Origin of the sequence: Botryobacter ruber, assembly GCF_003347595.2 — a bacterium.
GTDB lineage: Bacteria > Bacteroidota > Bacteroidia > Cytophagales > Hymenobacteraceae > Pontibacter > Pontibacter ruber_A.
In genome coordinates this window covers 160,183-175,934 of sequence record NZ_QCZK02000041.1, presented here as the reverse complement: position 1 = coordinate 175,934, position 15,752 = coordinate 160,183, and the positions used below count along the sequence as shown (strand labels likewise).

At 52.9% G+C, this 15,752-nt stretch carries 9 protein-coding genes; 4 read left to right on the top strand and 5 right to left on the bottom strand.

Annotated elements, in window-relative coordinates:
- The first annotated feature begins 144 nt into the window (after positions 1-144).
- Both DCW36_RS13585 and DCW36_RS13580 read left to right on the top strand, forming a co-directional pair.
- Positions 145-2,373: a heavy metal translocating P-type ATPase gene (locus DCW36_RS13585; RefSeq protein ID WP_114779133.1), complete on the top strand. Its 2,229-nt coding sequence runs from the start codon at positions 145-147 to the stop codon at positions 2,371-2,373.
- 141 nt (positions 2,374-2,514) lie between these two features.
- Positions 2,515-2,736 (top strand): heavy-metal-associated domain-containing protein, encoded by a 222-nt coding sequence (locus tag DCW36_RS13580; RefSeq protein WP_394344811.1) that lies wholly within the window; start codon positions 2,515-2,517, stop codon positions 2,734-2,736.
- Between the two features lie 502 nt (positions 2,737-3,238).
- On the opposite strand, the gene DCW36_RS13575 is transcribed toward DCW36_RS13580, so the two are convergent.
- Positions 3,239-4,258 (bottom strand): PorP/SprF family type IX secretion system membrane protein, encoded by a 1,020-nt coding sequence (locus tag DCW36_RS13575; protein ID WP_114779129.1) that lies wholly within the window; start codon positions 4,256-4,258, stop codon positions 3,239-3,241.
- 152 nt (positions 4,259-4,410) lie between these two features.
- Entirely contained in the window at positions 4,411-10,623 is a 6,213-nt protein-coding gene (locus DCW36_RS13570; protein ID WP_114779127.1) for an Ig-like domain-containing protein, read from the bottom strand.
- Positions 10,624-11,140: 517 nt separating this feature from the next.
- On the opposite strand from DCW36_RS13570, the gene DCW36_RS13565 reads away from it, so the two are divergent.
- Complete coding sequence (locus DCW36_RS13565) at positions 11,141-11,833, top strand: 2'-5' RNA ligase family protein (RefSeq protein WP_114779125.1); 693 nt, start codon at positions 11,141-11,143, stop codon at positions 11,831-11,833.
- Between the two features lie 216 nt (positions 11,834-12,049).
- Positions 12,050-12,961, top strand: coding sequence for an AEC family transporter (locus tag DCW36_RS13560; RefSeq protein WP_114779123.1), 912 nt, complete (start codon positions 12,050-12,052; stop codon positions 12,959-12,961).
- 16 nt (positions 12,962-12,977) lie between these two features.
- On the opposite strand, the gene DCW36_RS13555 is transcribed toward DCW36_RS13560, so the two are convergent.
- The 3 genes from DCW36_RS13555 to dinB all read right to left on the bottom strand — a co-directional run bounded on the left by DCW36_RS13555 (position 12,978) and on the right by dinB (position 15,450).
- Positions 12,978-13,622 (bottom strand): hypothetical protein, encoded by a 645-nt coding sequence (locus tag DCW36_RS13555; RefSeq protein WP_114779121.1) that lies wholly within the window; start codon positions 13,620-13,622, stop codon positions 12,978-12,980.
- A gap of 52 nt (positions 13,623-13,674) precedes the next feature.
- Positions 13,675-14,217 (bottom strand): CopD family protein, encoded by a 543-nt coding sequence (locus tag DCW36_RS13550; protein WP_114779119.1) that lies wholly within the window; start codon positions 14,215-14,217, stop codon positions 13,675-13,677.
- A gap of 144 nt (positions 14,218-14,361) precedes the next feature.
- Positions 14,362-15,450, bottom strand: a complete 1,089-nt coding sequence (gene dinB, locus DCW36_RS13545; protein WP_114779117.1) for a DNA polymerase IV — start codon at positions 15,448-15,450, stop codon at positions 14,362-14,364.
- Between the last annotated feature and the right edge of the window lie 302 nt (positions 15,451-15,752).

Genomic DNA, 15,752 nt, shown 5'->3' with positions numbered 1-15,752 from the left:
TGGAATTTTAAAAATTTATGTTAAGCGAACCTTCAATTTACAAAAAGAACTGCTATATAAAAAATCTGTAAATCATAGGTACAAATGTGTAAAGCCCTGGCCTGGGCATGTACGTATCTTTGTAACATATTAACAGGCTAAGTAATGGAAACAGTAGCAGAAACTAAATATCAAAAAAAAACTTACCCGGTAGAAGGAATGACTTGTGCTTCCTGTGCTGCAAGTATAGAAAGTATGCTGAGTGCCACGCCGGGAGTAGAAGAGGCCAACGTAAATTTTGCTGCCAAAACCGTACAGGTTGCCTTCGACCCGGAGGTGGTAAACCAGGAGCAACTGCGCGATACGGTAAAGGAGATCGGGTTCGACATGCTGGTGGAGCAGCAAACGGCCGAAGAACTGGAGGAAAGGCAGGAGGCGGCGCTGGCGCAGCTGAAGTTTAAAACGATTGTAGCGGCCGTGCTGGCCTTTCCGGTGTTTGTTATCGGCATGTTTTTTCATGATACCTTCACGTGGGGCAATTGGGCCATGCTGGCGCTCACAACGCCGGTGCTCCTGTGGGCAGGACAACGCTTTTTTGTGGGGGCATGGCAACAGGCCAAACACAAACGGGCCAACATGGATACGCTGGTGGCCCTGAGCACGGGCATCGCCTTTATCTTCAGTGTGTTTAACACGGTTTACCCGGACTTTTTCCAGAGCCGTAACCTTGATCCGCATGTGTACTACGAGGCGGTGGCGGTTATTATTGCGTTTATTCTGCTGGGCAAGTACCTGGAGGAAAATGCCAAAGACCGGAGTTCCGCTGCTATTAAAAAGCTGATGGGGCTGCAGCCGAAAACAGTCCGGGTGATCCGGAACAATTCGGAAGCGGAAATCAGCCTGGAGGAAGTAATCGTAGGCGACCGGGTTGTGCTGCTGCCAGGCGACCGGGTGCCGGTAGACGGCGAGGTAGTGGCCGGTGCTTCGTACGTAGACGAAAGCATGCTGAGCGGAGAGCCGCTGCCGGTGCAGAAAAAGGTAGCCGATATGGTGTTTGCCGGCACCATCAACCAAAAGGGGAGCCTGCAGCTGATTGCCCGCAAAACCGGCGGCGAAACTACGCTGGCCCACATCATCCGGATGGTGCAGGAAGCGCAGGGCAGCAAAGCGCCCGTGCAGCGGCTCGTGGATAAGATTGCCGGAATTTTTGTGCCGGTGGTACTGGGCATCGCCCTCCTGACCTTTGCCGTGTGGTTTATAGTGGGCGGACAGGCGCACCTGACGCATGCCTTTATCTCTATGATCTCGGTGCTCGTAATTGCCTGTCCCTGTGCGCTGGGACTGGCTACGCCAACAGCCATTATGGTAGGCGTAGGTCGTGGCGCTGAAAAAGGCATCCTGATAAAAGATGCCGAGAGCCTGGAGCGGGCACACCGGGTAAATGCGGTGCTGCTGGACAAAACAGGCACCATCACCACGGGCAAACCGGCTGTAACCGATGTGGTCTGGTCGGAGGATGTGACGAACAAGGAAGCGCTGGAGCAGATTTTTTATTCGATGGAGGCCCAGTCGGAGCACCCGATTGCGCAGGCAGTGTACACATTCTACAAAGAAGCCGGGAAAAAAACTTTGCATCCGCTTACCTTCAGCAGCATCACCGGTTTGGGTATCGAAGCTGAGTTTAACGGCACCCGCTACCTGGCCGGGAACGAGAAACTGCTCCGCCAGGAGGGGGTACAGGTATCGCCAACATTGCAGCAGGCGGCAACCAGGCTGCAGCAGGAGGCCAAAACTGCCATCTTCTTCAGCAATCATGCAGAAGCCATCGCTGTTTTTGCAGTTAGCGACCCCGTAAAACCAGGTGCGGCAGAAGGTGTGCATGCGCTGACGGAAGCGGGACTGGAGGTGTACATGCTCACCGGCGACAACGCCCAGACCGCAGCTGCCGTAGCCGGACAAGTAGGAGTGGCGCATTACCAGGCCGAGATGCTCCCGCAGGACAAGGCTGATTTCGTGAAAAAACTGCAGGCAGCAGGCAAAACAGTGGCCATGGTGGGTGACGGTATAAACGATGCGCAGGCCCTGGCAACCGCCGATGTAAGCATCGCCATGGGGCACGGTACCGATGTAGCCATGGATGTGGCGGGCATCACGCTGATGCGTTCCGACCTGCGCCAGGTAGCAGCAGCCGTTAAGCTGTCGCGGGCCACAGTGCAGACCATCCGGCAGAACCTGTTCTGGGCCTTCTTCTACAACGTGATCTGTATCCCGGTGGCAGCCGGACTGCTGTATCCCTTCACGGGCTTTTTACTCAACCCGATGATCGCAGGCGCTGCCATGGCTTTGAGTTCCGTATCGGTAGTAGGCAACAGCCTGCGCCTGAAAAACAAGTAGGGAAGTTGGAAAGTTTGGGAGTTTAGGAGGTAGAGAGGTAGAAATGTGAAGAGTTAGAAAGTTTTGTGGGGTTGAAAATTTTCAAGCCTCATACTAATGTTCAAATTAATAATGTAGTGAATTTTTAATAGTTAATTAATTATGTTAAATATGAAGACGTATAAATTTAAAACAACCATCAATTGCGGCAGCTGTGTACGAGCTGTAACACCTCATCTGAATAAAATGGAAGGTGTTAAGGAGTGGAAAGTAGATACCGACAATCCAAATAAAGTGCTGGAGGTAACGACCGACTCGCTGGAGCCGCAGGAAATTCAAAGCACGGTGCAGAAAGCCGGCTTTAAAGCTGAGGAGATTCAGTAGAATGCTGCGCTGCGCCTGCTAAGGGGCAGCAGCGGGAATGGTGGCAGGAGCAGCAGATTAATTTCAACGTTTTAGCGTGATTTTATGCTACAGCACCTGCCACCACAGCCTCTGCACATTCCGGAGGTCAATAAAACGAAAAAGGGAGCCTACTGCTTGAGTAGCTCCCCTTTTTCGTTTTAACATTAATTTGTGAATTAAAATATATTTTGTTTGACATTCAAAGCTAGCAAGGGTAACTTATTAAAGCTCGAAGGAAAAGATTTTCCAGTTTTCGCAGGAGGAGCCTTCTACATGTTCCGGTGCTGAGCTCTGCTCAGCAGCCCGCAGCGGAGCGAGGGCAGGTTCATGTAGACAGCGACGGAAGCGAAAACGCGGCCGCGCGGCCGAGGAGCGCTTAGGTTAACAATGAAACTGTAGGTTAGAGGGCACTACATGAACTGTTACAAAATGAAAAGTATATTTCAAATTCATGAATTTACTGCTTTGATAAGCGTTCCTTCTACCAGGCCCACTGCGGGCAGTGAACCTTCGCCACATTTCGGAGTTTAAAACCAACCACCACTTCATGGCTGCCTGAGTTGGCGATGCCCAGCGGCGAAGTGCTGAGGTCGTAGGCATAGGACACATCCAGCAACGGGCTTATGCTGACGCCTGCCATCGCTGAAAAAGAATCTTTGTGCCGGTACGAGGCTCCGCCCCACACCCGGTCGGCATAAACAACCTTTACGTTTGTATCAACCGACACCGGGCTGGGTTGCGCCATCTTTACCATCACCGAAGGAATAACTGCTAAACCGGGAGCTACCACCACGCGGTAACCTGCTGTGGTAAAATAGTGCTTCTGCAGTTTGCCGCTGATATCTTCGGGCGAGGTAACTGACGTGATGAATTCGCGTTTGCTCGGCACCAGCTGCGCGCCTGCCACGCCAATATAAAAATCCTGCGAGTAGAGCCAGAGGCCCATGGTCAGGTCGAATTTCGTTTCGTTTATCCGGCCATCATACAAAGCCGGATCGTTCATGTCGGCAGCCCGGATAGCGCTTGGGTCGAGGTTGTACTGGATCAGGCCAGGGGATACACCTGCCGATACGCGTAGGGTGCGGGTGAGGGGCTGGTGGTAGGCGTAGCTGAAACCCAGGCTGCTGCGCTTTAGCATACCAGTCTGCGTTGTCATGGCGATGGCGCCTATACCATGGTGCGGACGGATACGACGGTACACATTGGTTCTTTTAGTGGTCGATTCCTTGGCACGGGCGGTTTTACGTCTTCTGTACACATTCGACATATCCTTGCCCAGCGGCATATGAATGCTGGTGTAGTACGTTTCAGGGGCGCCTTCCAGGCCTGACCACTGGTGGCGTCCGCCAATCTTCACATCGGCATAATCTTCGATGCCGGAAAGTGCCGGGTTCAGCAGGTAATTGTTTAAGGTGTATTGGGTGAACTGTGGCTTCTGTTGGGCAAGTGCCTGGCCTGCCACGGCTACCACCATTATGACTACAGCTAAAAGTTTATTCATAGATTGTACTTTGTGGAGATAGTTGAACTACCTGATAATGACTTTTTCTGATAATTAATTCCGTGGAATGAAAATTTTTATGTGGTTTCAGGGCTTGTATGGACTTTTCGACTTTGTAAAATCCATACAAGCGCTCTGAATATCAATCTTACTTATTTCACGATGGTTACACTTCCTGAAAGTGGCTTTTCACTGTTGCCCAGGTGAATCACATAGTAGTAAGTAGCGATTGGCAATTCCTGTCCGTTCTGGCGGCCATCCCACGGGGCTTTGTAGCCAAGCGAGCTGTACACCATGTTGCCCCACTGGTTAAACACCTGCACTTTGCACTGCGGATACAGGTCCAGGTTTTTGATCACCCAGGTATCGTTGATGCCGTCGCGGTTTGGCGTAAAGGTATTCGGCACATCCACCAGCGGCAGCACAGTAACGGTAACTTCGTCGGTTGACACACAGCCAGCGGCGGTGGTCACAGTGACGGTGTAGGTGGTTGTAACTTCCGGTTTTACCAGGATCTTGTCGCTTTCAGCGTTGTACAGTCCGGCTGCCGGTGACCAGGAGTAGCTCACGCCGCCGGTGGCGGTCAGGGTCGTGCTTCTGCCTTTGATGATGGTTACATCCTCACCTGCGTAAGCTGACTGCGGCGACACCGTTACGGTTACGGCTTTGCGCGGACCAGGGCAGGAGGCGGCTACTTCTTCCACATAGAAGGTAGTAGTCTGCGTCAGCACCGGCGTTGTAAATTCGCTTCCGGTTACAGGGGTACCTCCGGTAGCGCTGGTATACCACAGGAGCTTACCGCCGCTTCCGGTTGCTTTCAGGATCGTCCTGTTGCCGTAGCAGATAGTTACATCAGCAACCACAGGCGCTGCAGGCAGCGGATTTACGGTGACGGCCACCACATTGCTCACCAGCCTGTCGCAGGACTCTGACGTTACCACGCGGCGGTACCAGGTGGTCTGGGTTAAGTTAACCGGCGTGTAATCTGAAAGCGAGTTGGTACCTGCTGCAGACGTAAAGCCTTTGTCAGGACCGGTGGTGCTGCTTTCCCACAGGTAAGTGTAGGCACCGCTTCCGCCTGTCGGTTTGGAACCGGTAAGTTGGGCCGCGGCTGTTCCGAAGCAGATCGTCTGGTTCGTAGAGACCGTGTTATTGGCCATCGCCGGGTTCACTTTAATCAGTACTACCTCGCTGGTATCTTTAAACGGACCGGAAACCACAACCCGACGGAACCAGGTACTTTGCGTAAGGGCAGCGGGGCTGTAATTTTGCCCGTTATTCTGTCCTGCTGCAGTCATGAAACCCTCTGCTGCTCCTTTGGTGCTGGACTGCCACAGGTACACATACTTGCCTTCGCCTCCTGCCGGTTGTGTGCCGGTAAGCGGAGCCGGTTTGTTGCCGTAGCAGATGCTCTGGCCCGCCTGTATCGTGTTGTTCACGATATCCGGAATAACTGTAATGGCAATGGCTGCTGAGGTGTTTTCGCAGCCGCCCGAAATCACGCGGCGTCTGTACCAGGTGTTCTGCTGCAGGGCGCCTGGCGCGTAATGCTGTTCGTTATTCACACCTGCTGCCGGTGCGAAGCCTTTGTCAGCGCCTTCTGTACTGCTTTCCCACAGGTAGGCGTAGGTATTGTTGCCGCCAATCGGGCTGGAGCCTGTCAGGGCCGCAGGTGTCTGCCCTTTGTAAATTTCCTGTGCCAGGGCAATCGTGTTCCGGGCTATCACCGGTGACACGGTTACCGCTACCACATTCGAAAAATCAACGCAGGCGCCTGAAGTCACTACGCGGCGGTACCAGGTGGTGGTGGTTAAACCAGCCGGAGCGTAATCGGCCTGGGTGGCATTGGCGATGTTGGTGAACGGACCGTTTTTACCTGATGCAGAAGACTGCCACTGGTAAGTAAAGTTACCCACGCTGCCGGCAGGCTGCGTGCCTGTCAGTTTAGCCGGAACCGTACCGGTACAGATTTCCTGGTCACCGGCAACCACGTTGCTGGTGATAACTGGATTCACTGTTATTTTGATGACCTCTGACACAGAAGCACACTGGCCGGAATAAACGTTTCGGCGGAACCAGGTGGTTTTATCCAGCTTGGCCGGCTGGTAGTTTATGCCTGTGGCTGTTCCTTCTGCCTGCGCGAAGTTCACGCCGTCGGTGCTGCTTTCCCACACGTAGGTATAGGTGTTGTTGCCGCCTGTTGGCTGTGCACCTTTCAGGCTGGCAGGCGCGCTTCCGGCACAAACCGTAAGCTCTTCCGCGGAAAGGGTATTGCTGGCGATAGCAGGCTGCACGGTTATTTTGATGCTGTTGCTTCGGCTCTCGCCACACGGACCGGAGGTTACCACGCGTCGGAACCAGGTGGTTTCGGTCAGTGGGGCAGGTGCGGTGTAGTCGGGCTGCGTGTTGTCGCCTGCGGCAGGTGTAAAGTTGCCTTCCGCGCTTTTGCTGCTCAGCCACAGGTAAGTGTACTTGCCGTCGCCGCCTTTAGGGGCTGTACCGGTAAGTGTTTCAAATCCATCGCCGAAGCAGATGGTTTTTTCGTTGCTGATGATGTTGTTGCTCACATCCGGCAGCACCTGAACGGCATTGCTCACACTGGCCTCGCACGGACCGGCCGTTACCACTCTTCTGTACCACAGGATCTGGTTGTATTCAGAAGGGGTGTAGGTAGCGGCATTATTCACGCCCGGAGCAACAGCATAGGTAACGCCATCGGTACTCACTTCCCAGCGGAATTTATAGTCGCCGTCGCCGCCTGTTGGCTGGGTGCCTGCCAGGGTTACAGGCGTGTTGCCACCACAAACAATCGGGTTGTTGGTGAGGGTATTGTTTGCCACCGGCGTCACTACCGTCACTTTCACCACTTCGCTGATGCTGACATCGCAGGTGCCTGATTTTACCACACGGCGGAACCAGGTAGTCTGGCCGAGGGTGCCGGGGTTGAAGTTTTGTTTTGTATTGTCACCGTCAGCCGCTGTAAAGCTTTCTACAGTGCCGCTGGTGCTGCTTTCCCACACATAAGTATAGGTGCCGTTTCCGCCTTCCGGCTCGCTGCCGGTCAACTCACCGGCAGGGCTGTTCACGCAGATGGTGCGGTTGCTGCCGATCGTGTTTTTAGTAACAAGCGGCGTAACGGTTACTTTGATGGCTGGCGATACATCGGTACAGGTACCCGAAGTCACCACGCGGCGGAACCAGGTCGTTCTTTCCAAAGCCTGCGGTGCGTAAGTGGCTTCTGTAGCACCATCAATAGTCGTAAAGCCGGTGCCTTCGGTCAGGCTGCTTTCCCAGCGGTAGGAATAAGTGCCGTTCCCGCCTTCAGGCTGCGTGCCCGTTAAGGTAGCCGGTTTCTGGCCGAAGCAGATTGTCTGAATTTCCTTGATCGTGTTGTTGGCCAATACCGGCAGCACGGTTACCTGCACAGGAGTTCGCGGACCGGCACAACCGGCTATCACGCCCTCTGCATAAAAGGTAGTGTTGTTAGCTACCTCCGGTTTAAAGGTTTTTCCGGTAAACTGCAGTTGTCCGCCGGCATTGTACCAGTTGTAGGTTTCGGCAGTACCCTGAGCGTTAAGCGTAGCCACGCCAGGACCACAAAGCGTTACTGCATCTACCATCGGGGCCGGTGTTTGCGGGCGCACCACTACCTGTACTTCCGTACGCGGGCTGGAACAGCCGTTTTCGCCCAACGTTTCGGCGTAGAATTTAGTAGTAGCCATGAGTGCTGCTGTCGGAAACGAAGTTCCCCGGTGCAGCTCTTTCCCATCCTTATCAAACCACACCACAGTGCCTGCCGGATTTTCGGCTGTGAGGGTGGCGGTAGCGCCGTAGCAGATGGTGGTCGCTCTTACGACCGGTATTGCCGGAAGAGGCTTCACGGTTACCTGTACCTGGTCAGTTGTAGAGCAGGTGCCGGTGTAGTAGGTGTAGGTAAGGTTATACGTACCCGCAACGGTTGGCGAAAATGTTCCGTCTTTGGTCACATGCTGCGAGCCGCTCCAGGTGCCGCCCACCGGGTTTCCGGCCAGCGCAAAGGAGCCGCTGTTCAGGCAGACTTCCTTATCTGCTCCTGCATCAGCCACCAGAGCCTCTGATACGTTTACCGTCAGGTCATCCACATTAAAGCAACCGGCGGCGTTGGTGTAGGTATAGCGTACTACAAAGCTGCCTTTGCCTGCAGGGGTAAAGTAGCCGTCAGCCGATACATGCGGGCCTGACCAGGTGCCGCCTGCCGGCGAGCCGTTTAGTTTGATGGGCGTCGGGTTGTCGCACACGAGCATGTCTTCGCCGGCATTTACCTGTGGCAGCGGGTTCACCTTAACCGTAACAGTAGCGGTATTGCTGCAGCCTGTTTCAGCATCAAAACCGGTAACGGTATAAGTGGTAGTGGTAGCAGGCGATGCCGTTACCGATGTACCAGTGGTAGCACTCAGACCGGTGGCCGGTGCCCAGGTATAAGTGGTGGCGCCGGAGGCAGTAAGCGTGGCTGATCCCTGGCCCACACAAATTTCAGGAGCAGAAGTGCTGATAGCAACAGTCGGCAGTGGATTCACGACTACCGTGAACTGGGCGGTAGTGCTGCAGCCTGTCTCGTTGTTTTTGCCGGTTACAGTATACGTCGTGGTTTTAGTCGGTTTAACGGTTACTTTATTGCCCGTGGTAGCACTCAGGCCATCTGCAGCTGCCCAGGTAAAGGCAGTTGCGCCGGAGGCAGTAAGTGTAATTGATTCGCCGATACAGATGGCAGGCTTTGGTGCCGTAATGGAAACGACCGGTATTGGCAGTATGGTAATACGTTGTGTTGCGGCAGGAGAAGTCTCCCCGCATTCGTTAGTGGCTGTTACGGCCACTTCGAAAACCGATTCGGTATTACCGGCTGTCGTAAAGCGGATGCCTGGATTGGCAGCGCTGCTGTTGCCTGTTTCGAAGCTGTATTCGCCTTGCCCGGAGATCTTTTTCACTTCCCACTTGTAGCCCGTAATGGTACCAAAGTTGGCATTGTAAACCGGCTTGTGCGCCGCGTTTTCTGCTGTAAAAGCAACAGTGGTAGGTCCGCAGTAAGGTGCAGGCGCTGCCGGAAGCGACACAGTAGGCGTGCCGATAATGGTAACCGTATCGCTTACGGTGCTGTTGGGAGCACAGCCGTTGCTGGCAGTTAAGCCAATGATATAGGAGCCGGGTGTCTCGAACCGGAACTGGGGCTCTTTAGAACCCGCTGTACCGTTCACAAAGCTCCAGCCGGTGGCTGCAGAACCGTCCGTTTTTGTTACAGTCCAGTTAAAGTTGATATTTTCGCCTTCGGAAGTATTGCGAACGGTGACGGTGTTAGGGCCGCAGCCATTTACTGGCGACTGGTTAAGCGAGAAACCGGCAGTAGGAGGTGTGGTGATGTGGATTTCTTCTTCTGCTGAGCTGCTTAAACAGTTCGAGTTTTCATCTTCGGGACTAACGGTAAGCTTGATTTTATAATCACCTGGCTGTGTGAACACGATGGTAGGTGTTGGATAGGTAGCATTCCCTTCTGTAATGGTCCAGCCGGTGGCAGGCGTAATTTCCCATACACGTTTGTGCGTGGAGGTGTTAGAGAAGGCATCGTAGCCGCTGGTAGAATTGTCTTTTAACTTGAAAGGCTGGTTTACGCAACCAATGGTAGATGCTGCACCTATTTTAGCAATTGGTCCTTTGGAAATACGGATACCGGTCCAGGCGTTACGGGTGGTAAAGCAGGGGTTGATGGCGAGTACTTCCAGGGTAAAGCCTTCGGGCAGATCCTGCGACGATTCGTTAAAGGTGTGATCAAAATAAGGGTTGGCCAGCATTTCCTGGTGTGTACGGGTAATAACGGGGCTGCCATCGTCTACCTTTATTCTGTAGGTAGTATAAGGAGAGTTGTTTTCGAAACTGTTGAACCGGAAGGTATACGAAATAGGGGCACAGTCGCTGCTGTTCCCCTCGCGTGAGATACCGATTCCCGGGTTACTGCCCACAAACACCTCCTGGGTTCTGGTGCTGGTGCAACCGTCTTCGCCTGTTACCGTGAGTACCAGGTTGAACAAACCGGTGGAGCGGTAAGTATGGGTGGTAGTGGTAAAATCTTTCCCTAGTGTGCTGCTGGTGCCGTCGCCCCAGGCAATGTGGTAGCTGGCATTGGTTGCTTTGGTGGTCGATTTATTCTCCACCACCATGTTAAACGTAGCGGTGCTGGTGTTAAAGCTACAGAAGGTAAAGTTATATTTTGGGTTGGCCAGGCTGGCATCCGGTAATTGCTGGCAGTCCTGTTGTGCAAATGCCCTGTTATTGGTCCCCATGAGCAAGAGCACCAGGAACAGGAATAAAAAAGTACCTTTAAAGGTTATGTTCATAGTTAGGTTTCAAAAAAGTGATATGGTATCGTGCTTGTGGCTGGGGAATATGCTGGTTATTTTACTAACCTGGTGGGTGGTGCTGGTATGAAGCAGGGTTCAGCTGTTCTTCATGTTGCAATCAGATTACAAATTGTTTTTTATAATCTTAGATGGGGATAAATTTAAATGGCTACTACTTAAGTACAATATCAAGTGGTAAATAATTTTGTCCATTATTATATTTGTTTAATCCTGGAATTTATACCTTTTTCTGTGTCAGTGGCTGTTTTTGTCAGGTTTTGGCATCCTGGAATTTATTATCAGCTCCTGAAACTTATCTTAATGTTAGAACTTAAAAGAAAAAATGAGCAAAATAGTTCAATTTAAGTTTGTGATTTTTAGATGAAATACATGGGCGGATCTGGACTGGTTTTTTAGTAGCTTGTCTGAATTTTGTTCAGAAACAGTATTTTTGCCACACCAGGAATACTACTGCCGTTACTTCGGCTCTGCTATAAGTAAAAAAATACAGCACATGAACCTGCAGGCACATTATAACAGACTTTGGGAAAATTCAGTAACCGGGTTTAGCAAAGGGCATTTTGAAACCGATCCGTTGCTTGATTCTCCTGAAGACAGACGCTTTGGGATCACCGTCCTGATTCGACCCGACCGCAACGTACAGGAAGCCATCACCCACATGCTGCAGGAGCTCAGGCAGCTGGAGCCGGAGCAGTACTATTATCCGGCTTCCGATCTGCATGTTACGGTACTGTCCGTTATTTCCTGCTACCAGGGCTTTACCTTAGACGCCATTCAACCCGGGGCCTATATGCAGCTTGTGAAGGAAGTAACTCGAACGATTCCACGCTTCGACATCCGGTTTGAAGGCATAACCGCTTCGCCGTCGTGTGTGATGGTGCAGGGGTTTCCGGCGGAGGAGGGGCTGACGCAGTTGCGGGAGCAGCTCCGGCAGCAGTTTAAAAGTTCCTGCTTACAGCAAAGCATCGATACCCGGTATGCCATCCAGACAGCGCACAGCACGGTGGTGCGGTTTAAAACAGCCCTGGCAAACCCGGCTGCTTTTCTTAAGGTGTTGGAGCGCTACAGGTCCTTTAACTTCGGAACTTCTGCTATACACCAGGTGGAGCTGGTCTGCAATGACTGGTATCAGCGGAAAAGGCATGTGCAGCAGTTAGGCATATTTGAGCTGCAGAAGTCGAAATAACAGCAAAAGAGAGTTAAAGCAGGAGCAGCGGGAGTGGTGGCTGGAGCAGCAGACTTTTTTTGTCCTGATTTAAGCCCAAAGCCTTCTTTTATGAGGATGAATGGGAAAAACGGCAGGTACAGGCTAAACTTACCCGAAGCTTTTCCGGAAAAAACGTGATACTGTAGCGAACATTACGTAATGTTGCACTGAATTCTGGAATCATACGATTGCTGCATGAGTAGCTTTATTTTGCTGTTTCTTTGCCTGGTATTGGGTGTACTGCTTCGGAAGGTGCAGGATTTTCCGGCCAATACGCCGCTCGTGTTAAACCAGTACCTCATCTATGTCGCCCTGCCTGCCCTGGCTTTAAATTTTATCCCGGAAATCCATCTCGATAGCACACTGTTGCTGCCGGTAGGCGTTGCCTGGATCAGTTTTTCGTTTTCTGCGCTAATTTTCTGGAGCCTGGGTAAAATGTATGGCTGGTCGCGCAAACTGACCGGCTGCATGATGCTGATGGGTGGGCTTGGTAATACGTCCTTTATCGGATTCCCGGTGGTGGAGGCGCTGTATGGGCCGGAGGGGCTCAAAACAGCTATCCTGGTAGATCAGCCCGGTTCGTTTGTGGTGCTTTCTACGCTGGGCATTGCGGTAGCGGCCTCTTTCTCGCAGGGGCAGGCCAGTGCACGGGCCATTGTGCATAAGATTTTTACTTTCCCGCCCTTCCTGGTGTTTCTGCTGGCCCTGTGCATGAATGTGCTCGGTGTCCACTTTCCGGCAGAGATGAAAGAAGTTTTCCAGCGCCTGGGCAGCACCCTCACGCCGCTCGCCCTGGTATCGGTGGGCATGCAACTGCGGCTCGAACGCCGCAGCAAACACTGGAACTTTGTCTGGATGAACCTTTTTTACCAGCTGCTCCTGTCGCCGGCCATCATTTTTGCGCTGTATGTGTGGGGTGCAGGGGCAAGGGGAGAAGTGGTGCAGATCAGTATCCTGCAGGCCGCTATGGCTCCCATGATTACCCCTTCTATTGTCGCCGCCAAATACGGCCTGAAACCCCGCCTGGCCTCCATGTTTATCGGAATCGGCATCCCTTTATCCATTCTGACGGTGGCCTTCTGGTACTGGGTGATCAGGGGGATTTAGCGGCGGCTCCCTAAAGCTAAACCTCCTCCTCCGGCTCCTGGTAGGCATCGAGTTTTATCTTTTCGATCTGGAGGTAGGTTTTAAACTGGTGAATGAGGCGGTCCATTTCCTTTTCTTTCTGGTTTAATGCCGTCAGTTCCTCATCGGATGTGCCAAGTACCGGGCGAAGCCGCGCTAAGCTGTCGTTGAGCTGCACAATGGCGGCTTCGGTATGCGCTTTCAGTTCTTCGTTCTGCTCGGTCAGTACGCTTTGCTCCAGTTCTGCAATGTAAGCTTCCAGGAAATGCACCATATCCCAGGGGTTGTTCGGGCGGTTCCAGGTGAAGGTGATGTTGCAGCGGCGGCACTTGTAGGTGTTGCAGTTCCAGCCCCGCTCGTTCCTGGTGCTGCCAGTGCGCTTCAACATGTCGGCTTTCCCGCACTTGGGGCACTGGGCATTGTCTTCGATAATCTGTTGCAGGCGCTCCCGCTTGTCCAAAATGGCGGAGCGGTTGGTGGCGTGGGAGATTAACTGGGTTTCCAGGTTTTGGCAGGCGGTGGTGAGCTGCGTATGCTCCGGACTTAAGGCACCCTGGTCCATCAGCTTCTGCGCTCGCTTGCTGAAAAAACGGATCAGTTTTACCAGTTCTCTTTCGTTTGCTTTCAGGTCAGGTTGTTTCATGAAATGGTTTATTTTTAGAAGTGTAAATCTTAAATAATAGTTGTTGTGGAAATCAAGGCCTGTGCTCCCCGGTGCGGATACGCTTGTACACCCGGATGGCCAGCATCAGGATAGCCGAGAAAAGCAGCAGCCCGATAATGCCCCACAGCATGCTCAGGGAATTTTTGAGCACCACCAGGAACACGATGCTGAACAGGAAAACGGTCGCCACTTCGTTCCAGATGCGGAGTTGGGTGGAGGAGTACTTCACTTGGCCGGCCTGTTGCTGTTTATAAATGCGGTGGCACAGGTAATGGTACAGGTACAGCCCGGCAACAAAACACAGCTTCCAGACCAGCCACGACGGTATCGCCCAGTTCCAGGTATACAGCAACGACAGGCCCAGCACCAGGGTAAGGAGGGCAGAGGGCCAGGTAATGCCGTACCACAGGCGCTTTTGCATCAGCGCATACTGCTTCTGCAGGATGCTTCGCTCCGGTTCGGGTTTTTCAGCTGCTTCTGCGTAATAAATAAACAGGCGCACAATGTAAAACAGGCCGGCAAACCAGGTTACTACAAAAATGATGTGCAGTGCTTTTAAATAGTAGAAGCTCATGTACCAAGTCAGGGATGAATGCGTGGAAGGATGTACCGTTACCGGCAAAGATAAAGGTTATGCTGTAAAATCCCTATTCACCTGAAACCTGGTCTGCAAGCCTTTGCTGTTTCAGTACCTGCTGCAGCAGCATTGCTGCGCGGGCTAAAAGTCAAACGAAAGCTGGTAATTAGTGTGCAGGTCCTGCTGGTGGAGGAGATTGGAAACGGAAATGCCGAGCAGCCTGACCGGGTGAAGGGGCAGGCTGGGGGTGCGCAGCAGCTCGCGGGCAACGGTGAAAAGGGCATCGGAGCCGGCGATGTAACTGGCAAGGGTCCTGCTGCGGGTCTGGAGGGTAAAGTCGAAGTACTTCAGCTTGAGCGTGACGGTGCGGGCTGATGTCTGGAGCCGTGCCAGGTCCTGCGCCACTTCCCGGGCCAGGTAGTGCAGGCGCTCGAGCAGGTCTTCTTCCTCCGTCAGATCAACCTCAAACGTACGTTCCGAGCCAACCGATTTCCGGATGCGGTGGGGCTGCACCTCGCGGTCGTCCTGGGCGCGGGCAATTTTAAAGTAATAGCGCCCGGTTTTCCCGAACCGCTGCACCAGTTCCTGCTCCGAACGCGCACGCAGGTCTGCACCTGTTGTTATGCCCATGGCCTCCATTTTAGCAGCTGTCACCCTGCCGATCCCATGAAACTTGCCGATGCTCAGTCCGGCCACCAGCTGCTCTGCTTTGTCGGGCGTGATCAGGGTAAACCCGTCGGGCTTGTTCATATCGGAGGCAATCTTTGCCAGGAACTTGTTGTAAGAAACACCTGCCGAGGCGGTAAGGTTGGTTTCCTCCTGTATGCGCGCCTTTATTTCCCGGGCAATGATGCTGGCCGAAGGCATGCCGATTTTGTTCTCCGTTACATCCAGGTATGCCTCGTCCAGCGACAGGGGCTCTACCAGGTCGGTGTAGGAATAGAAGATGTCGCGGATCTGGCGGGAGATGGCGCTGTAGACTTCGAAGCGGGGTTTCACAAACACCAGGTGCGGGCATTTCTGCAAAGCAATGGCAGAGGCCATGGCCGAGTGGACGCCAAACTTCCGGGCTTCGTAGCTGGCAGCTGCCACCACGCCCCTGGCCCTGGAACCACCTACCGCCACCGGCCTGCCGCGCAGCTCCGGGTTATCGCGCTGCTCCACCGACGCAAAAAAAGCGTCCATATCAATATGGATGATCTTCCGGATAAGTGCCGCTGCTGTAGCCATGACAGCAAAAATAAGAAATTCAGCACGAAACCTGCTGTCTGCCGGTGGAAACCTGTCAGGCAAAGGGTTATTGGGGAGCAGCGGCTGTGGTGGCTGCTGCAGCAAATAAATCCGGTGCATAACAGCAGGCATAACCTGCTCTTGTTCATGCTGTTCCTGTTTTCTTTTCCTGCAAGCGAAACAGAAAGCTAAAATTGCGTTCGATGGACTTACCTTTTTCTGCGGATAATCCGTACATGCATCCAATTAAGCATAACACCAGTTAAATCAACATAATCTTCACCAGCTAAACAAATACTATT